General features: G+C 66.3%; 18 protein-coding genes and 1 pseudogene. 12 read left to right on the forward strand and 7 right to left on the reverse strand.

Annotation, left to right across the window (positions count from 1 at the left end):
• Nucleotides 1-49 precede the first annotated feature (49 nt).
• The 10 genes from WS92_RS26275 (at nt 50) to WS92_RS26320 (ending at nt 8,182) form a co-directional block, all read left to right on the forward strand.
• Nucleotides 50-706, forward strand: coding sequence for a hypothetical protein (locus WS92_RS26275; protein WP_059931090.1), 657 nt, complete (start codon nt 50-52; stop codon nt 704-706).
• Complete coding sequence (locus WS92_RS26280; protein WP_059931091.1) at nt 699-1,259, forward strand: TlpA family protein disulfide reductase; 561 nt, start codon at nt 699-701, stop codon at nt 1,257-1,259. The genes WS92_RS26275 and WS92_RS26280 overlap by 8 nt, the downstream gene beginning before the upstream one ends.
• Nucleotides 1,260-1,454: 195 nt before the next feature.
• Entirely contained in the window at nt 1,455-1,907 is a 453-nt protein-coding gene (gene aroQ / locus WS92_RS26285; RefSeq protein WP_015601202.1) for a type II 3-dehydroquinate dehydratase, read from the forward strand.
• 66 nt (nt 1,908-1,973) lie between these two features.
• Nucleotides 1,974-2,447, forward strand: coding sequence for an acetyl-CoA carboxylase biotin carboxyl carrier protein (gene accB, locus WS92_RS26290; protein ID WP_006025207.1), 474 nt, complete (start codon nt 1,974-1,976; stop codon nt 2,445-2,447).
• Between the two features lie 84 nt (nt 2,448-2,531).
• On the forward strand, nt 2,532-3,899 hold the full coding sequence (gene accC / locus WS92_RS26295) for an acetyl-CoA carboxylase biotin carboxylase subunit (protein ID WP_006025206.1): 1,368 nt from the start codon (nt 2,532-2,534) through the stop codon (nt 3,897-3,899).
• Between the two features lie 2 nt (nt 3,900-3,901).
• Nucleotides 3,902-4,804: a 50S ribosomal protein L11 methyltransferase gene (prmA, locus tag WS92_RS26300; RefSeq protein ID WP_059931093.1), complete on the forward strand. Its 903-nt coding sequence runs from the start codon at nt 3,902-3,904 to the stop codon at nt 4,802-4,804.
• 47 nt (nt 4,805-4,851) lie between these two features.
• Complete coding sequence (locus WS92_RS26305) at nt 4,852-6,069, forward strand: DUF3426 domain-containing protein (RefSeq protein ID WP_043282268.1); 1,218 nt, start codon at nt 4,852-4,854, stop codon at nt 6,067-6,069.
• A gap of 73 nt (nt 6,070-6,142) precedes the next feature.
• Nucleotides 6,143-6,646: a thiol peroxidase gene (gene tpx / locus WS92_RS26310; protein ID WP_006025203.1), complete on the forward strand. Its 504-nt coding sequence runs from the start codon at nt 6,143-6,145 to the stop codon at nt 6,644-6,646.
• A gap of 100 nt (nt 6,647-6,746) precedes the next feature.
• Nucleotides 6,747-7,685 carry a carbohydrate kinase family protein gene (locus tag WS92_RS26315; protein WP_059931094.1) on the forward strand — a complete coding sequence of 313 codons (939 nt, stop codon included), beginning with the start codon at nt 6,747-6,749 and terminating at the stop codon, nt 7,683-7,685.
• Between the two features lie 23 nt (nt 7,686-7,708).
• A complete protein-coding gene (locus tag WS92_RS26320) occupies nt 7,709-8,182 on the forward strand; it encodes an outer membrane lipoprotein (RefSeq protein WP_015601283.1) in 474 nt (157 codons plus the stop codon).
• 240 nt (nt 8,183-8,422) lie between these two features.
• Here WS92_RS26320 and WS92_RS26325 read toward each other — a convergent pair whose 3' ends face one another.
• The 4 genes from WS92_RS26325 to WS92_RS26335 all read right to left on the reverse strand — a co-directional run bounded on the left by WS92_RS26325 (nt 8,423) and on the right by WS92_RS26335 (nt 14,002).
• Nucleotides 8,423-9,001, reverse strand: a complete 579-nt coding sequence (locus WS92_RS26325) for a histone H1-like DNA-binding protein (protein ID WP_059931096.1) — start codon at nt 8,999-9,001, stop codon at nt 8,423-8,425.
• Between the two features lie 28 nt (nt 9,002-9,029).
• Nucleotides 9,030-9,356, reverse strand: coding sequence for a hypothetical protein (locus WS92_RS33420; RefSeq protein ID WP_075644742.1), 327 nt, complete (start codon nt 9,354-9,356; stop codon nt 9,030-9,032).
• A 76-nt stretch (nt 9,357-9,432) separates the two neighbouring features.
• Nucleotides 9,433-10,647: a ribonucleotide-diphosphate reductase subunit beta gene (locus WS92_RS26330; protein WP_015602388.1), complete on the reverse strand. Its 1,215-nt coding sequence runs from the start codon at nt 10,645-10,647 to the stop codon at nt 9,433-9,435.
• A gap of 367 nt (nt 10,648-11,014) precedes the next feature.
• Nucleotides 11,015-14,002 (reverse strand): ribonucleoside-diphosphate reductase subunit alpha, encoded by a 2,988-nt coding sequence (locus tag WS92_RS26335; RefSeq protein ID WP_059931098.1) that lies wholly within the window; start codon nt 14,000-14,002, stop codon nt 11,015-11,017.
• Between WS92_RS26335 and WS92_RS36825 the strand changes: the two are divergent.
• Nucleotides 13,997-14,309: pseudogene (locus WS92_RS36825) on the forward strand (hypothetical protein). The gene WS92_RS26335 and the pseudogene WS92_RS36825 sit on opposite strands and share 6 nt — an antisense overlap.
• Before the next feature lie 152 nt (nt 14,310-14,461).
• On the opposite strand, the gene ampD reads toward WS92_RS36825, so the two are convergent.
• Genes ampD through ccsA form a run of 3 tightly spaced genes read right to left on the reverse strand, consistent with a single transcriptional unit; the run spans nt 14,462 to nt 16,282 of the window.
• Nucleotides 14,462-15,052, reverse strand: coding sequence for a 1,6-anhydro-N-acetylmuramyl-L-alanine amidase AmpD (gene ampD / locus WS92_RS26340; RefSeq protein ID WP_006025196.1), 591 nt, complete (start codon nt 15,050-15,052; stop codon nt 14,462-14,464).
• On the reverse strand, nt 15,049-15,369 hold the full coding sequence (locus WS92_RS26345; protein ID WP_059931100.1) for a PP0621 family protein: 321 nt from the start codon (nt 15,367-15,369) through the stop codon (nt 15,049-15,051). Before WS92_RS26345 ends, ampD begins: the two co-directional genes overlap by 4 nt.
• A gap of 13 nt (nt 15,370-15,382) precedes the next feature.
• Nucleotides 15,383-16,282: a cytochrome C assembly family protein gene (gene ccsA / locus WS92_RS26350; RefSeq protein WP_006025194.1), complete on the reverse strand. Its 900-nt coding sequence runs from the start codon at nt 16,280-16,282 to the stop codon at nt 15,383-15,385.
• An 87-nt stretch (nt 16,283-16,369) separates the two neighbouring features.
• On the opposite strand from ccsA, the gene ffh reads away from it, so the two are divergent.
• Complete coding sequence (ffh, locus tag WS92_RS26355) at nt 16,370-17,737, forward strand: signal recognition particle protein (protein WP_006025193.1); 1,368 nt, start codon at nt 16,370-16,372, stop codon at nt 17,735-17,737.
• Nucleotides 17,738-17,761: the final 24 nt, after the last annotated feature.

Consider the following 17,761-nt stretch of genomic DNA (forward strand, 5'->3'; position numbering starts at 1 on the left):
TGACGCAACCGCCGGTCGCTCGGCACCGATCTAGTATGATTGCCGGATCATGTCTCGCAAAACCCTACTCGATCCGCGACGCGTACGTGACGAAATCGCGCTCGCCGCGGCACGCCTGATCGCCGAAGACGGGCTCGACTACGCCGGCGCAAAGCGCAAGGCCGCGCGCCAGGTGCTCGGCGACAGCCGAATTGCCGGCGAATGGCTGCCGGATAACGACCAGATCGAAGAAGAACTGCACGAATACCTCGCGCTGTTCCAGAGTGACACGCAGCCGGCCGAACTGCGGCGGCTGCGTGTCATCGCGCTCGCGTGGATGGAGCGGCTCGCGGCGTTCAATCCGTACGTCGCGGGCGCCGTGCTGAACGGCACGGCGAACGCGCATTCCGACATCCATCTGCAGACCTTCTGCGACAACCACAAGGATCTCGCGATCTACCTGCTGAACCAGAACATCCAGTACGACGTATCCGAAACCCGCCACTTCGCGGGGCGCAGCGACGTCGAGACGCTCAGCTTCCTGTGGCGCGAAGCGCGCGGCACGGAACCCGTCGGCATTCACGTCGCACTGTATACAAGCGACGACCTGCGCGGCGCCGTGAAGGCAGACGCCCGCGGCCGTCTGTCACGGGCCGATGCGCAAGCGCTGCGCGCGCTCGTCGGCGCGCCACCGTCCTCACCAACCGAATCCCGAACCGATGAATAGCAAAGGAATTTTCGCAGGCGTCGTGATCGCGGCCGTCGCGATCGCGGGCGGCCTCGCCGCCGGCCACTGGGCGCGCGGCAACGCGGCGGGCGGCGCGCCAGCGGGGACGCCGGCCGGCGCACCCGCCGCGGGCAACGCAGTCGACACGCTCTGGGCCGCGTCGTATCCGAACGTCGACGGCAAGCCGCAGCGGCTCGCGGCATTCAAGGGCCAGAAACTCGTCGTCAATTTCTGGGCGTCGTGGTGCGGCCCCTGCGTCGAGGAGATGCCCGAGCTCGTGAAGCTGTCGCGGGAATACGAGAAGAAAGGCGTGCATTTCGTCGGAATTGGTGTCGATTCCGAGCAGAACGTGAAGAATTTCCTGAAAAAGGTACCCGTCGATTATCCGATCGTCGTCAGCGGTTACGCGGGTGCAGATCTGGCCCGAAATTTCGGCAATATCGCTGGGGCGCTACCTTTCACCGTCGTCATCGATGAAACCGGTAAGGTTCGCGAGACAAAATTGGGGCAAATCCATCCGGATGAACTGAAACGCACGCTCGACACGCTCTGATCGGGGCCGACCGGCTGCCGGACGTTGACAGAATTTGAAATCTGGTTAGCGGCAAATTGCATGACGTTGGCAGATTCTGGCCGCGCGAACACGCCGATGCGCGCTCGCCGGCACACTCGTCCATTCGGCAAAACTAGACAAATTTCTCTAATTGGCGATAAAGTTCGCGCAATTCCGCAGAAAAAGAAGCGACCTATGACACGATTGCTGGTGCTGCACGGCCCCAACCTGAATCTTCTCGGCACCCGGGAACCGGAGGTGTACGGCCGCGTGACGCTCGAGCAGATCGATCAGGCGCTGGCCGCGCGGGCGCAGGAGGCAGGCGTCGAACTCGAGTCGTTCCAGAGCAACCACGAGGGCGCGCTCGTCGATCGCGTCCAGGCGGCGAGAAGCGACGGCACCGAGTTCATCCTGATCAATCCAGCCGCGTATACGCATACGAGCGTCGCGATCCGGGACGCGCTCGCGGGCGTCGGGATTCCGTTCGTCGAGATTCATCTGTCGAATGTGCACCGGCGCGAGCCGTTCAGGCATCACTCCTATTTCTCCGATCAGGCCGAAGGCGTGATTTGCGGCCTCGGCTGGAAAGGCTACCTGTACGCGCTCGAATACGCGCTCGACAAGCTGCAAGGCGCGTCGCGCGGCTGATTTTCAAGAACTCGATTCAGCGCCGGTCCCGAACCGGCGTTTCACGTATTGAAAGGGGAACTCCCGATGGACCTTCGCAAGCTGAAAACTCTGATCGACCTCGTCTCCGAATCCGGCATCTCCGAGCTGGAAGTCACCGAAGGCGAAGGCAAGGTGCGCATCGTCAAGAACGCACCGCCGGTCTATGTACAGCCGTCGGCCGGCTTCGCGCCGCAAGTGAGCGCCCCCGCCCCCGTCCTGACGGTGCCGACCGAAGGCGCGCTTGCCGCGGCACCCGCCGCAGCACCCGCGGCCGCCGCGCCGCAAGGCCACGTCGTAACGTCGCCGATGGTCGGCACGTTCTACCGCGCGCCGTCGCCGGGCGCCGATCCGTTCGTCCAGGTCGGCGACACGGTGAAGGAAGGCCAGACGCTCTGCATCATCGAAGCGATGAAGCTGCTGAACGAAATCGAGTCGGACAAGGCCGGCGTCATCAAGGAAATTCTCGTCGAGAACGGCCAGGCCGTCGAATACGGCCAGCCGCTTTTCGTGATCGGCTAAGACCCGCCGCGCGGCGCGCCCGTCAGCACGCCGCTCCTCTCAAGGCGCGCGCTCGCGCGTCCATCGAAGAGACGAATACTCGCTATGTTTGAAAAAATCCTCATTGCCAACCGCGGGGAAATCGCGCTGCGCATTCAGCGCGCGTGCCGCGAGCTCGGCGTCAAGACGGTAGTCGTCTATTCCGAGGCCGACAAGGAAGCCAAGTACGTGAAGTTAGCCGACGAAGCGGTCTGTATCGGCCCCGCTCCGTCGAATCTGAGCTACCTGAACATGCCGGCCCTGATCAGCGCGGCCGAAGTCACCGACGCCGAGGCGATCCACCCGGGCTACGGCTTCCTGTCGGAGAACGCCGATTTCGCCGAGCGCGTCGAGCAGTCGGGCTTCACGTTCATCGGTCCGCGCCCGGACACGATCCGCATGATGGGCGACAAAGTCACCGCGAAACAGACGATGATCCGCACCGGCGTGCCTTGCGTGCCGGGCTCGGACGGCGCGTTGCCGGACGACCCGAAGGAGATCGTGAAAATTGCACGCTCGATCGGCTATCCGGTGATCATCAAGGCGGCGGGCGGCGGCGGCGGACGCGGGATGCGCGTCGTCCACACCGAGGCGGCGCTCGTGAACGCGGTCAACATGACGCGCGAGGAAGCGGGCCGCGCGTTCGGCAATCCGCAGGTCTACATGGAGAAGTTCCTCGAAAATCCGCGCCACATCGAGATTCAGGTGCTCTCCGATTCGCACAAGAACGCGGTCTGGCTCGGCGAGCGCGACTGCTCGATGCAGCGCCGTCACCAGAAGGTGATCGAGGAAGCGCCCGCGCCCGGCATCGCGCGCCGCCTGATCGACCGGATCGGCGACCGCTGCGCGGACGCGTGCAAGAAGATGGGCTACCTCGGCGCGGGCACGTTCGAGTTCCTCTACGAGAACAACGAGTTCTACTTCATCGAGATGAACACGCGCGTGCAGGTCGAGCATCCGGTGACGGAGCTGATCACAGGCGTCGACATCGTCCAGGAACAGATCAGGATCGCGGCGGGCGAGAAGCTGTCGGTCCGCCAGCGCGACATCCAGTTCCGCGGCCACGCGATCGAATGCCGGATCAACGCCGAAGATCCGTTCAAGTTCACGCCGTCGCCGGGCCGGATCACGTCGTGGCACACGCCGGGCGGCCCCGGCATCCGCGTCGATTCGCACGCGTACAATGGTTATTTCGTTCCGCCCAACTACGATTCGATGATCGGCAAGCTGATCGCCTACGGCGCGACGCGCGAGCAGGCGATCAACCGGATGCGCATCGCGCTGTCGGAAATGGTGGTCGAAGGCATCCTGACCAACATCCCGCTGCATCGCGAACTGATGCTCGACTCGAAATTCGTCGAAGGCGGCCCCAGCATCCACTATCTCGAGAACCGGCTCGCGCAGAAGCTGCAGGCCGCGCCGGAAGAAGCGTGATCATGAGCTATCGGGAACTCGTCGCCGAGCTGCCCCGCGAGCGCGCGGAGGCACTGTCCGACGCGCTCGTCGAGTTGGGCGCGCTGTCGGTGTCCGTGGAAGACGCCGACGCCGACACGCCGGACGAGCAGCCGCTCTTTGGCGAACCGGGCCTCGTGCCCGAGCGCACCGCGTGGCAGCATTCGCGCGTGATCGCGCTCGTCGAGGCGACGCAGGATCCCGCGGTGCTGCTCGCCGCCGCCGCGAACGAAGCCGGCCTCGACGAAACGCCGCGCTTCGAGCTGCGCGAAGTCGAAGAGCAGGACTGGGTGCGGCTCACGCAATCGCAATTCGATCCGATCCACATCGGCGAGAAGATCTGGGTCGTGCCGTCGTGGCACGACGCGCCGGAGCCCGACGCGCTCGTGCTCGAGCTCGATCCGGGCCTCGCGTTCGGCACGGGCAGCCATCCGACGACGCGCCTTTGCATGGAATGGCTCGAGCAGACCGTGCAACCCGGCCAGACGGTGCTCGATTACGGCTGCGGCTCGGGCATTCTCGCGATCCTCGCGAAGAAGTGCGGCGCGGGCAGCGTGACCGGCATCGACATCGATCCACAAGCGGTCGAAGCGGCGCGCCAGAACAGCGAGCGCAATCGCACCGACGTCGCGTACGGCCTGCCCGGCGACTGCCCCGACGGCGAATTCGACATCGTCGTCGCGAACATCCTGTCGAATCCGCTGAAGCTGATGGCGTCGATGCTTGCGTCGAAGGTGAAGCCGGGCGGGCGCATCGCGCTGTCGGGCGTGCTTGCGCGGCAGGCGGACGAAGTCGCGAGCGTCTACGCCCGCTATATCGATATCGCCGTCTGGCGCGAACACGAAGGTTGGGTATGCCTCGCCGGAACTCGGCGCGAAAGCCATTAGAATAAGCGCTGTCCTTCACTCAGGCCCCGCTGGCTGCCCGGCTGACCATGCTCCTCGCGACGCGCTGCCCTCATTGTGAAACCGTCTTCCGATTGCAGCGGGAACAGCTTGCGCTGCACGACGGTCTCGTGCGCTGCGGCCATTGCCAGCAAGTGTTCGACGCGGCGCGCGCGCTCGTGCCCGCCGAGCCGGAAGCGGCTGCTGCGCAAGCGGCGCCGCGCACGCCGGAGCAGCAGCCGGCGCTGCAGCGCCTGTTCGACGCGACGTCTCCCGATCGCCGCCCGCTCGAAGCAGGCCATCGCGATTTCACACCAGGCGCCTGGGACATGTGGGGCCCTTGGCTCGACGGCGCGGTCGATCCGAAGCTGCAGATGACGAGCGCGAGCGCCGCAGCCGGCGTCGCGGTCGCGGCGCATGCGGGCGCGGACGAAACGCCCGAAGCGCAGGCCGCCGCAACGCCCGAAGCCGATCTGCCCACCGCCCGCGCTCGCGAATTTCCTCTTCCGCCGCGCCCGACGCTCGATCGCGACCTCGATCGAGGCGCGACCGCGCAACACGAGCCCGATCCCGCGCGCACATTCGCCCCGCTGCCCGGCGACGCGATCGAACCCGTACTCGCATCGCCCGCGGCCGCCGCGCTCGCCGGAATCCCTCACGATCGCGAGCCGCACTTCGGCTCAGCCGCGCCGTCCCGAGCGGATGCCGAGCCGTTCGCCGCGGCGCCCGAGACCGACAACCGCGAGCATTTCGCGATGACCCGCGAAACGCGGACGAACGCCGCGCGCGGCGGCTTCGCGCGCGCGCTCGGCGCGATCGTCGCCCTGGCGCTCGCGGCGCTGCTCGCCGCACAACTCGCGTGGTGGCAACGCGAAACGATCACGATCTACTGGCCGTCGACCGAGCCGCTCTTCAAAGAGGCGTGCGCGACGCTCGGCTGCACGGTCACGCCGCCGCGCGCAATCGACGGCCTGCGGCTCGACGCATCCGACCTGCGCCAGCTCGACGGCCCGCGCCTTCTCGAGCTGAAGGTGCCGCTCACGAACCGCTACCGCGTCGCGCTTGCCTATCCGTCGATCGAGCTCACGCTGCTCGACGAAGCGAACAACATCACCGCGCGCCGCGTGCTCGCGCCGCGCGACTACGCGCGCCCCGGCACGCGCGTCGAGGCAGGCATGCCCGCCGGCGCGACCCAGACGATGATCGTCCGGATCGACACGGACGACATCGCCGCATCGAACTTCCGCGTGCAGATCTTTTATCCGTAACGCGCCGCAACGCGGCGCGCGGCCTCGGCCTCAACCCTTGCGCCGCATCGGCGCACACACTTGGAGCACGAACATGAGCAAAGTCACGCTGGGCGGCAACCCGATCGACATCGCCGGCACGTTCCCCGCAGCCGGCTCGCAGGCGCCCGACTTCAAGCTGGTCGGCAAGGACCTCGCCGACGTGTCGCTCGCGACCTTCGCGGGCAAGCGCAAGGTGCTGAACATCGTCCCGAGCCTCGACACGCCGACCTGCGCGACGTCGACTCGCAAGTTCAACGAAGCGGCGAGCAAGCTCGACAACACGGTCGTCGTCGTCGTGTCGGCGGACCTGCCGTTCGCCGCGACCCGCTTCTGCACGGCGGAGGGCCTCGCGAACGTCGTCACCGCGTCGACGTTCCGAGGCGGCCGCGCGTTCGCCGACGCATACGGCGTGAACGTGACGAGCGGCCCGCTCGACGGCCTGACCGCGCGCGCAGTCGTCGTGATCGACGAGAACGACAAGGTGACGCACACCGAGCTTGTCGGCGAGATCAAGGACGAGCCGGACTACGACGCCGCGCTCGCCGCACTGAAATAAGCCGCACCGAACGGCCGCGGCGCGCCGCGCCCGCCTGCCGCGCGGCGGGCGAAAGACGCGCCGCGGCCGCCCTCTCACCTTCTCTACAGGAACGCACACCTTGGCTACGCTGATTTGCGGTTCGATCGCCTACGACAACATCATGACCTTCGAAGGGCGCTTTCGCGAGCACATCCTGCCCGACCAGGTGCACCTCATCAATCTGAGCTTCCTCGTGCCGACGATGCGTCGCGAATTCGGCGGCTGCGCTGGCAACATCGCGTACGCGCTGAATCTGCTCGGCGGCGACGCACGGATGATGGGCACGCTCGGCGCGGTCGACGCGCAGCCGTACCTCGATCGCATGGATGCGCTCGGCCTGTCGCGCGAACACGTGCGCGTGCTGCCCGACACGTATTCGGCGCAGGCGATGATCACGACCGATCTCGACAACAACCAGATCACCGCATTCCACCCGGGCGCGATGATGCAGTCGCACGTGAATCATGCGGGCGAGGCGAAGGGCATCAAGCTCGCGATCGTCGGCCCGGACGGCTTCCAGGGGATGGTCCAGCATACCGACGAGCTTGCGCAGGCTAGCGTGCCGTTCATCTTCGATCCGGGCCAGGGATTGCCCCTCTTCGACGGCGCCACCTTGCGCCGCAGCATTGAACTTGCGACTTACATTGCTGTCAACGATTACGAAGCCAAGCTGGTGTGCGACAAGACGGGTTGGTCCGAAGACGAAATCGCCAGCCGGGTTCAGGCGCTCATCATCACGCGCGGCGAGCACGGTGCGACGATCCGTCACCGCGACGGCGAAGAGCAGATTCCGGCCGTGCACGCGGAACGGGTCATCGATCCGACCGGCTGCGGCGACGCGTTCCGCGGCGGCTTGCTGTACGGGATCGAGCACGACTTCGACTGGGCGACGACGGGGCGCCTCGCGAGCCTGATGGGCTCGCTGAAGATCGCGCACCAGGGGCCGCAGACGTACGCGCCGACCCGCGCGGAAATCGATTCACGCTTCGAGACCGCGTTCGGCTACAGTCCGAAGTGAATCTTGTTTGGAGAAGATGAAACATGTTGACCAAGAAAACCCTCACGCTCGCCGCGATGCTGACCGCGACGGTGACGCTCGCCGGCTGCTTCACGCCGCCGGGTTCCGCCGACGTCTATAGCGCCGGCCAGGCGCAGCGCGAACAGACCGTGCGGATGGGCACGGTCGAAAGCGTCCGCGCGGTGCGGATTCAGGGCGACGGCGGCGGCAGCGCGCTCGGCACGCTCGGCGGCGGCGCGCTCGGCGCGGTCGCTGGCAGCGCGATCGGCGGCGGCCGCGGCTCGGTGCTGACCGCGATCGCGGGCGGCCTCGCCGGCGCGGTGGCCGGCAATGCGGTCGGCCAGGGCCTCAGTTCGGCGAACGGCGTCGAAATCACCGTGCGCCTCGACAACGGCGACCTGCGCTCGATCACGCAAGCGGCCACGCCCGAAGTGTTCCGCGCGGGCGAACGCGTGCGACTGCTGTCGAGCGGCGGCGTGACCCGCGTCACGCACTGATCGATCGGCGCCGGCGGCCACGTCCGGCATGCCGGAGCACGATGCGGCGCGCGCCGCACGAACGAAAACGCATGCGCATCTTTGCGCATGCGTTTTTTTTATGCGCGCCGTCCGGACACGGGCGGCGCACGGCGGCCGCCATGAAAAAATCCCGCCACCGGCGAGCCGATGACGGGATCTCGATCGAGTAGGACTACTCGATTCAGGACACGACGGTGTCCGCTTTGGCGCAGCGAGTCTTTACGGACGGCTGCCGGTCGGGAACGGCCATGCCGCTGCCGGGTTGAGCGCGGTCTTCACGCCCGATGCCGGAGCAACCGATGCCGTCGACGCCGTCGTCGCCGGCGCAGCCTTCTTCACGACTGCCTTCTTCGGCGCAGCTTTCTTCGCAGCAGCCTTCTTCGCCGGCGCGGCCTTCTTCGCAACAGCCTTCTTGGCGGCAGCCTTCTTCGCCGGTGCGGCCTTCTTCGCCGCGACCTTCTTCACGGCGACTTTCTTCGCAGCGGCTTTCTTCGCCGGCGCCTTCTTCGCGGCAACCTTCTTCGCCGCAACCTTCTTCACGGCGACTTTCTTCGCAGCAGCCTTCTTCGCCGGCGCCTTCTTGGCAGCGACCTTCTTCGCCGCAACCTTCTTCGCTGCGACCTTCTTCGCCGGTGCAGCCTTCTTCGCCGCGACCTTCTTCGCAGCAACCTTCTTCACGGCGACCTTCTTCGCCGCAACCTTCTTCACCGCTGCCTTCTTCGCCGGTGCGGCCTTCTTGGCAGCGACCTTCTTCGCGGCAACCTTCTTGGCGGCCGGCTTCTTCTTGGCAAGTGCCATCATTTTCTCCTTCAGGTTCAGATGAGAGTCAGTTCAAACTACACCCTTCGTCAAAACCCGCTTCCCGCGGACGTTTGTCAGCACGTGCGCTGCGAAGCGGGCTATTCATCGGCGTACGCGGATGACACTTGCTTACGCTAATGAATACGGTATGGCGCGCCGTGCCCCTTGGCACCGCGCGCCAAATCAAGTCGGCAGCCGGCGCGCCCTGCGCCGCCGCCCCTAATCGCTTGATCGAGCCGGCGGCCGCTCGGCCGCCCGCCCTTTCCGGAGGGAAGTTTGCCCATCCCACTGAAGGGTTCGCAAAGTGCCTGTCGTGTACTTGGGCCCTTGAGGCGCCGGACATGCTTTGCATCAGGCGTTCTTGCTCCAAAACCTTGCGCCGGGCTGCGCCCGGCATCCACATCGTTACTCGTCGGCTGCGCGTCGGGTCATTCCCACGACAACGCACCGCCCGTCTGATACTCGATCACTCGCGTCTCGAAGAAGTTGCGCTCCTTCTTCAAGTCGATCATCTCGCTCATCCACGGGAACGGGTTTTCCTCGTTCGGGAACAGCGGATCGAGGCCGATCTGCTGGCAACGGCGGTTGCTGATGAAGCGCAGGTAGCTCTTGAACATCGACGCGTTCAGGCCCAGCACGCCGCGCGGCATCGTGTCCTCCGCATAGCGGTACTCGAGATCGACCGCGTGCTTGAACAGCTCGCGGATCTCGGCGCGGAATTCGGCCGTCCACAGGTGCGGGTTCTCGAGCTTGATCTGGTTGATCAGGTCGATCCCGAAGTTGCAGTGCATCGACTCGTCGCGCAGGATGTACTGGTATTGCTCCGCCGCGCCCGTCATCTTGTTCTGACGGCCAAGCGCGAGAATTTGGGTGAAGCCGACATAGAAGAACAGGCCTTCCATGATGCACGCGAACACGATCAGCGACTTCAGCAGCTTCTGATCGGCCTCCAGCGTGCCCGTCGTGAAGGCCGGATCGGTCAGCGTATGGATGAACGGAATCAGGAACTCGTCCTTCGCACGGATCGCCGCGACCTCGTGGTACGCGTTGAAGATCTCGCCTTCGTCGAGGCCGAGCGATTCGACAATATATTGGTACGCGTGCGTGTGGATCGCCTCTTCGAACGCCTGGCGCAGCAGGAACTGCCGGCACTCGGGCGCCGTGATGTGGCGGTACGTGCCGAGCACGATGTTGTTCGCCGCGAGCGAATCGGCCGTCACGAAGAAGCCGAGGTTGCGCTTGACGATCCGGCGCTCGTCTTCCGTCAGGCCGTTCGGGTCCTTCCAGAGCGCGATGTCGCGGGACATGTTGATTTCCTGCGGCATCCAGTGATTCGCGCAGCCGGCCAGGTACTTCTCCCACGCCCACTTGTACTTGAACGGGACGAGCTGGTTGACGTCGGTCTTGCCGTTGATGATGCGCTTGTCGGCGACGTTGACCCGCGCTTCCGAAGCGACGGCGGCCGATGCATTCGGCGCCACGGCGAAATCGCCCGCGAAGATGTCGCGGGCCGACGAAGCTTGATGAGCGGCAGGCACCGCGGCCTGCAATCCGACAGCCATTCCTGCGGGGTCGCGCATCGCGTTGTGCTGCGCTCCGCTCGCGGGAGTTACGGCAGTCTTCTCGTCATCCCAGTTGAGCATAAATTCTCACCATCAATTTAGATCGGTTTGTACCATCTTTTCCTGAGCGATAAAAGGGTTCGCTCATGAAAAATCCTTTTTTCGATTCGCGTTGCAACCTCGATACAACACTTTGAGCAACGCATCGTCGTTCATGCGGAGCGCGATGTATGCCGCGCGTGATTCGCGAGGAGCGCTCGACGCATCGAACGCGGATCGAAACGCGACGTCGTCGGGGGATGTTTCGATCACTCTTCCCGCTCGCTGCAACGCGCTCGCCGCGTTACAGATTCCTTATCATTTTTTTAGTAGAGAGCGGCGCGCACTTCAACCTTTATCGGTCTTCGTCACGCGCCGCTCGCGCTCGTTTCGCACTACGCGCGCCGCATCACTGGCACGCTTCGCACTCTTCGAAGCCCGGATCGCCCGGACGCATCGTGCACACCGGGCCGTCCGCCTCGATCGGCGCCGCGCTCATCGCGCCCGACGGCGCATCGCCGCCCGCCGCGCCGAAGCCGCCCGCCGCGCCTTGCGCGCCGCCCGCCGCCCCGCCGCTCGTGCCGCCCGAAGTCGGCACCGCGTTCAGCGCGCCGTGCGCGACCGTCGACTTCTCGACGTGCGTCGCCGCCATCGTGCGCAGGTAGTACGTCGTCTTCAGGCCGCGCAGCCACGCGAGCTTGTAGACCTCGTCGAGCTTTTTGCCCGACGCGCCGCCCATGTAGATGTTCAGCGACTGCGCCTGGTCGATCCACTTCTGACGGCGCGACGCCGCCTCGACGAGCCACTTCGGATCGACTTCGAACGCGGTCGCGTAGATCGCGCGCAGGTCGGCCGGGATGCGGTCGATGCGCGACAGCATGCCGTCGAAGTACTTCAGGTCGGCGACCATCACTTCGTCCCACAGGCCGCGCTCCTTCAGGTCGCGCACGAGGTACTCGTTGACGACCGTGAACTCGCCCGACAGGTTCGACTTCACGTACAGGTTCTGGAAGGTCGGCTCGATGCACGCCGACACGCCGATGATGTTCGAGATCGTCGCCGTCGGCGCGATCGCGACGCAGTTCGAGTTGCGCATCCCGAACGAGTCGATCCGCGCGCGCAGCGCCGGCCAGTCGAGCGTCGCGCTCGTGTCGACTTCGACGTAGCCGCCGCGAGCTTCCGTCAGCAGCTTCAGCGTGTCCTGCGGGAGGATGCCGCGATCCCACAGCGAGCCGCGGTAGCTCGAATAGCGGCCGCGCTCCTCGGCCAGCTCGGTCGACGCCCAGTACGCGTAGTAGCAGACCGCCTCCATCGAGCGGTCGGCGAACTCGACCGCCTCGCCGGAAGCATACGGCGTGCGCAGCAGGTGCAGGCAGTCCTGGAAGCCCATGATGCCGAGGCCGACCGGGCGGTGCTTCAGGTTCGAGTTGCGCGCCTTGGCGACCGCGTAGTAGTTGATGTCGATGACGTTGTCGAGCATGCGCATCGCGACGCTGACCGTGCGCTTGAGCTTCTCCTCGTCGAGTGCGTAGGTGCCGTCGGCCTGCTTCGCGAGGTGCGCGACGAGGTTCACCGAGCCGAGGTTGCAGACGGCGATCTCGGCGTCGCTCGTGTTCAGCGTGATTTCCGTGCACAGGTTCGACGAGTGGACGACGCCGACGTGCTGCTGCGGCGAGCGCACGTTGCACGGGTCCTTGAACGTGATCCACGGGTGGCCCGTCTCGAACAGCATCCCGAGCATCTTGCGCCAGAGCTGCTGCGCCGGGATCTTCTTGAAGAGCTTGATCTCGCCGCGCGCGACCTTTTCTTCGTAGCCGACGTAGGCCGCCTCGAACTCGGCGCCAAACTTGTCGTGCAGGTCCGGGCAAGTCGACGGCGAGAACAGCGTCCAGTCGCCGCCTTCCATTACGCGCTTCATGAACAGGTCGGGAATCCAGTTCGCCGTGTTCATGTCATGCGTGCGGCGACGGTCGTCGCCCGTGTTCTTGCGCAGCTCGAGGAATTCCTCGATGTCGAGGTGCCACGACTCCAGGTACGCGCACACCGCGCCCTTGCGCTTGCCGCCCTGGTTCACGGCGACCGCCGTGTCGTTGACGACCTTCAGGAACGGGACCACGCCTTGCGACTTGCCGTTCGTACCCTTGATATGCGAGCCGAGCGCGCGCACGCGGGTCCAGTCGTTGCCGAGGCCGCCCGCGAATTTCGACAGCAGCGCGTTGTCCTTCAGCGCCTCGTAGATGCCGTCGAGGTCGTCCGCGACCGTCGTCAGGTAGCACGACGACAGTTGCGAGCGGCGCGTGCCCGAGTTGAAGAGCGTCGGCGTCGAGCTCATGAAATCGAAGCTCGACAGCACGTTGTAAAACTCGATCGCGCGCGCTTCGCGGTCGATCTCGTTCAGCGCGAGGCCCATCGCGACGCGCATGAAGAACGCCTGCGGCATTTCGATGCGGGTGCCGTCGACGTGCAGGAAGTAGCGGTCGTACAGCGTCTGCAGGCCGAGGTAGCCGAACTGCAGGTCGCGGCTCGCGTCGAGCGCGTCGCCCAGGCGCTTCAGGTCGAACTGCAGCAGCTTGTCGTCGAGCAGCTCGGCTTCGACGCCGCGCTTCAGGAACTGCGGGAAGTACTCGGCGTAGCGCGTCGCCATTTCCGCCTGCGTCACCTCCTCGCCGAGGATTTCGCGGCGGATCGTGTGCAGCAGGACGCGGGCCGTGACCTGGCTGTACGCCGGGTCCTTTTCGATCATCGTGCGCGCGGCGAGGATCGACGAATCGTAGACCTGCGTCATCGGCACGCCGTCGTACAGGTTCTTGACCGTTTCCGCGACGATCGGCTCGGGGTTCACTGCGTCGCCCAGGCCTTCGCACGCCGATACGATCAGCGCCCGCAGCGCGTTCAGATCGAGCGCTCGCGTGACGCCGTTGTCCGTCACGTTGATGCCGCCGGCGGCCGACGATTCGACGGCCGCCGCCTCGCCCGCGTGGACGCGCTCGAGGTGGCGCTTCTCGCGATACAGCACGTACGCGCGCGCGACGTTGTGCTCGCCGCCGCGCATCAGCGCGAGCTCGACCTGATCCTGAATGTCTTCAATATGAAACGTGCCGCCGTTCGGGCGGCTGCGCACGAGCGCGCGCACGACGGTTTGCGTCAGTTGCTCGACGAGCTCGCGCACGCGCGCCGACGCCGCGCCCTGGCCGCCGTTGACGGCGAGGAACGCCTTCGTCACCGCGATCGCGATCTTCGACGGTTCGAACGACACCACGCTGCCGTTGCGGCGGATCACCTTGTAGTCGGCGTACGTCGTCTGCAACGCAAGTGCCGGCGCGCCTTGTGCGCCCCCGGCGAGAGGGCGGTTCGCCGCGCTCTCGAATTGGGACGTCGCGTTGTCGGTGGTTTGCATGGGCAAAACTCCTGGTGTTGGGTGATGCGGCAAGGAACCGCGGATTAAAACGAACGGTGCGCCACAAGGTGCGCGGGCGGTAAGACGCGGAAGAAGCGGCGGCGGCGCCGGTCGGGCCCGCGCGATACGCTCGATTCCACACTGGCCTTCATCATGCGTATCGCGCCTCTGGCTGCACTTTTCCACGCGGGTCGCAGCGCGCCGGACCGCCGGCCGGATGCGCCGCACTGAGAATGTCGCGGGCCGGCGGCGACGCCGGGACCGCGGTCGGGAGCGGAAAACACCCCGATCGACACACTATATGTAGTGCCGAACTGCTCGATTGGCCCCAAGTATAGTGGAGCCTCGCCGAAGCGCCAAAGGAAAAATTTGCTCGCGATCTATTGACAAGCGCGATACGCCGACGCGGCAAGGCACGGCCGGCGAAACAATGCGACGCACATCAAAAAGACCACGCGCTCAGTGCTTCCGATAGGGAAAGTATCGCGGCGGGAAACCGGCATCGTCAGCGAGACGTTGCCAATCGAAGTGCGGACCGGGATCGGTCTTGCGTCCGGGCGCAACGTGCTCGTGGCCCGCGAACGCATCGATCGGGTAATGCGCGGCGAGCGCGCGCGCGAGCGCGGCGAGCGTTGCATACTGCGGCGCGCCGAACGCGACGTCATCCGCGCCTTCGAGTTCGATGCCGACTGAAAAATCGTTACAGCGCTCGCGGCCGAAGAAGCTCGACGCGCCTGCGTGCCACGCGCGCGCGTCGCACGACACGAACTGGATCAGCGTGCCGTCTCGCCTGATCAGGAAATGCGCGGAAACCCGCACGCCGCGCAGATGCGCGGCGTAGTACGGATGCGCGTCGCAGTCGAGACGATTCTGGAACAGCTCGACGATCGCGTCGCCGCCGAACTCGCCGGGCGGCAGGCTGATGTTGTGGATCACGACGAGCGAGACGACCTCGCCGTCGGGCCGCGCTTCGAAATTCGGCGACGGCTCGCGCCGCGCGCCGTCTACCCAGCCGTCGGCGCCGACGGCGAAGCGCCCCGCTTCGCTCATTGCTCGCTGCGGCTGCCCGAATGCGCGGCGTGACGCGCCGCGTGCTCCGGACTGCAGAAATACTCGCCGCCCGCGGCGATGGCGTCGCTCTTCGGCGCATGCACTCCGCATTCCGTGCAGCGAACCATCGGCTCCGGCAGCGCGGCGTCGCGCGCGCGGCCCGCATGTGCCGCGCCGCCCGTGCCGGGCGCGGAATCGGCCGTGCGGCCCGTGCCGCCCGCGAACGGGCCGTCGCCGCGCGCCTGCGCCTGGCGAATCTTTCTCGCGACCCACGAGCTCGCGAAGAACAGCACGATAAGAAGAAGGATTTGTCGCATCGGGTTCAGGTGTTCAGACCACGGAACGGTGCAGCAGCACCTCGAGAACGAAGCGGCTACCGACGTACGCGAGCAGCAGCGCGACGAACGACGCGAGCACCCAGCGCGCCGCGCCGCGGCCGCGCCAGCCGGACGTCTTGCGCGCGACGAGGAGCCCGCCGAACATCAGCCAGGACAGGATCGCGAACACGGTCTTGTGATCGAGCTTGAGCGCGCGCGCGTCGATCTGCTCGCTGAACAGGATGCCCGTCGCGAGCGTCAGCGTGAGCAGCACGAAGCCCGCGCCGATCAGGCGGAACAGCAGCTTCTCGAGCGTGAGAAGCGGCGGCAGCGTGTCGAGCCAGCCGGCGACCCAGCCCGACGACTCGCGCAACCCGTCGTGCCGCAGCGCGTGCAGGCGCCGCTCGACCATCAGCATCAGCACCGCGTGGAGCGCCGCGATCGCGAAGAGCCCGTACGCGATGTTCGCGATCAGGAAGTGCACCTTGAAGAGCGGCGCCGCCGCATACGGCAGCACGCGCACGCCGCCGAATGCGAGCGGCAGGAGCGACGCGACGCCCGCGAGCGGCAGCACGAGAAGCCGCATCCCGTCGAGCGGGAAGAAGAAGCTCTCGATCCAGTAGATGCCGGCGCCGAGCCAGAACATCGCCGACAGCGCGAATGCGAAGCCGAACACCATCGCGTCGTGCGGGAAGATCGTCATGTGCAGCAGCACCCCATGCGCGAGCAGCGCGACGCCGAGAAGCGCGCGCCCGAGCCCGCCCATCCCGCCCGAAGCAGGTTCGCGCGCGGGCGGGACGGCCGGCACGCTCGCGACGAGCGGACGCGCCGCGCCGGCGCGGCGCGCGCGCCAGCCGGCGGCGGCGAGGCCGCCGTACAGGAGCGCGGTGAGGGCATACAGTACAATATCCATGTTCGAAGTTTACACTAGGCCCCCAACCCGCGACGGCCGGCTTTTTGTCCCACTCGCGCCCGCGGGCCTCACTGTCCATCGCTCCCCATGCTCGACAATCTCACCCAACGGATGGCGCGCGTCGTCAAGACGCTGCGCGGCGAGGCCCGGCTCACCGAGGCAAACACCCAGGAGATGCTCCGCGAAGTGCGGCTCGCGCTCCTCGAGGCCGACGTCGCGCTGCCCGTCGTCCGCGACTTCATCGCGAAGGTCAGGGAAAAGGCGCTCGGCGAGGACGTGGTCGGCAGCCTGTCGCCCGGCCAGGCGCTCGTCGGCGTGGTCCAGAAGGAACTGACCGCCGTGATCGGCGGCGACTACGAAGGCAAGGCGGCCGAGCTGAACCTCGCCGTGACGCCGCCCGCGATCATCCTGATGGCTGGCCTCCAGGGCGCCGGCAAGACGACCACCGTCGGCAAGCTCGCGAAGCTCCTGCGCGAGAAGTACAAGAAGAAGGTGCTCACGGTGTCGTGCGACGTCTATCGCCCCGCCGCGATCGCGCAGTTGAAGACGGTGAGCGAGCAGGTCGGCGCCGACTTCTTCCCGTCGACGCCCGACCAGAAGCCCGTCGACATCGCGAACGCGGCCGTCGACTGGGCCAGGCGCCATTATCACGACGTGCTGCTCGTCGACACCGCGGGCCGCCTCGGCATCGACGAAGCGATGATGCGGGAGATCGCCGCGCTGCACGCGGCGCTCGAGCCGGTCGAGACGCTGTTCGTCGTCGACGCGATGCTCGGCCAGGATGCCGTCAACACCGCGAAGGCGTTCAACGACGCGCTGCCGCTCACGGGCGTCGTGCTCACGAAGCTCGACGGCGACTCGCGCGGCGGCGCTGCGCTGTCGGTGCGCCACGTGACGGGCAAGCCGATCAAGTTCGTCGGCGTCGCCGAGAAGCTCGACGGCCTCGAAGTCTTCCACCCGGACCGAATGGCAAACCGGATCCTCGGGATGGGCGACATCCTCGCGCTCGTCGAGGAAGCGCAGCGCGGCGTCGACATCAAGGCCGCGGAGAAGCTCGCCAACAAGGTGAAGAAAGGCGGTGACTTCGACCTGAACGATTTCCGCGCGCAGATCTCGCAGATGAAGAACATGGGCGGGCTGTCGTCGCTGATGGACAAGCTGCCCGCGCAGTTCCAGCAGGCCGCCGCGGGCGCCGACATGGGCCAGGCCGAAAAGCAGATCCGCCGGATGGAAGGCATCATCAATTCGATGACGCCCGCCGAGCGCGCGAAGCCCGAGATCATCAAGGCGACGCGCAAGCGCCGGATCGCGGCGGGCGCGGGCGTGCCGGTGCAGGAGGTCAACCGGATGCTCAATCAGTACGACCAGATGCGCACGATGATGAAGAAGCTCAAGGGCGGCAACCTGCAGAAGATGATGCGCGGCATAAAGGGCATGATGCCCGGCCTGCGCTGATTCGCCGCGGCGCCGCGCGCGGGT

This window comes from Burkholderia sp. MSMB1588 (assembly GCF_001546925.1).
Classification (GTDB): domain Bacteria; phylum Pseudomonadota; class Gammaproteobacteria; order Burkholderiales; family Burkholderiaceae; genus Burkholderia; species Burkholderia humptydooensis.

Bases quoted from the DNA above. Each gene is read 5' to 3' on its own strand.
- WS92_RS26275 (WP_059931090.1), top strand. From the start codon at position 50: ATGTCTCGCAAAACCCTACTCGATCCGCGACGCGTACGTGACGAAATC.
- WS92_RS26280 (WP_059931091.1), top strand. From the start codon at position 699: ATGAATAGCAAAGGAATTTTCGCAGGCGTCGTGATCGCGGCCGTCGCG.
- aroQ (WP_015601202.1), top strand. From the start codon at position 1,455: ATGACACGATTGCTGGTGCTGCACGGCCCCAACCTGAATCTTCTCGGC.
- accB (WP_006025207.1), top strand. From the start codon at position 1,974: ATGGACCTTCGCAAGCTGAAAACTCTGATCGACCTCGTCTCCGAATCC.
- accC (WP_006025206.1), top strand. From the start codon at position 2,532: ATGTTTGAAAAAATCCTCATTGCCAACCGCGGGGAAATCGCGCTGCGC.
- prmA (WP_059931093.1), top strand. From the start codon at position 3,902: ATGAGCTATCGGGAACTCGTCGCCGAGCTGCCCCGCGAGCGCGCGGAG.
- WS92_RS26305 (WP_043282268.1), top strand. From the start codon at position 4,852: ATGCTCCTCGCGACGCGCTGCCCTCATTGTGAAACCGTCTTCCGATTG.
- tpx (WP_006025203.1), top strand. From the start codon at position 6,143: ATGAGCAAAGTCACGCTGGGCGGCAACCCGATCGACATCGCCGGCACG.
- WS92_RS26320 (WP_015601283.1), top strand. From the start codon at position 7,709: ATGTTGACCAAGAAAACCCTCACGCTCGCCGCGATGCTGACCGCGACG.
- WS92_RS26325 (WP_059931096.1), bottom strand. From the start codon at position 9,001: ATGGCACTTGCCAAGAAGAAGCCGGCCGCCAAGAAGGTTGCCGCGAAG.
- WS92_RS33420 (WP_075644742.1), bottom strand. From the start codon at position 9,356: ATGCAAAGCATGTCCGGCGCCTCAAGGGCCCAAGTACACGACAGGCAC.
- WS92_RS26330 (WP_015602388.1), bottom strand. From the start codon at position 10,647: ATGCTCAACTGGGATGACGAGAAGACTGCCGTAACTCCCGCGAGCGGA.
- WS92_RS26335 (WP_059931098.1), bottom strand. From the start codon at position 14,002: ATGCAAACCACCGACAACGCGACGTCCCAATTCGAGAGCGCGGCGAAC.
- ampD (WP_006025196.1), bottom strand. From the start codon at position 15,052: ATGAGCGAAGCGGGGCGCTTCGCCGTCGGCGCCGACGGCTGGGTAGAC.
- WS92_RS26345 (WP_059931100.1), bottom strand. From the start codon at position 15,369: ATGCGACAAATCCTTCTTCTTATCGTGCTGTTCTTCGCGAGCTCGTGG.
- ccsA (WP_006025194.1), bottom strand. From the start codon at position 16,282: ATGGATATTGTACTGTATGCCCTCACCGCGCTCCTGTACGGCGGCCTC.
- ffh (WP_006025193.1), top strand. From the start codon at position 16,370: ATGCTCGACAATCTCACCCAACGGATGGCGCGCGTCGTCAAGACGCTG.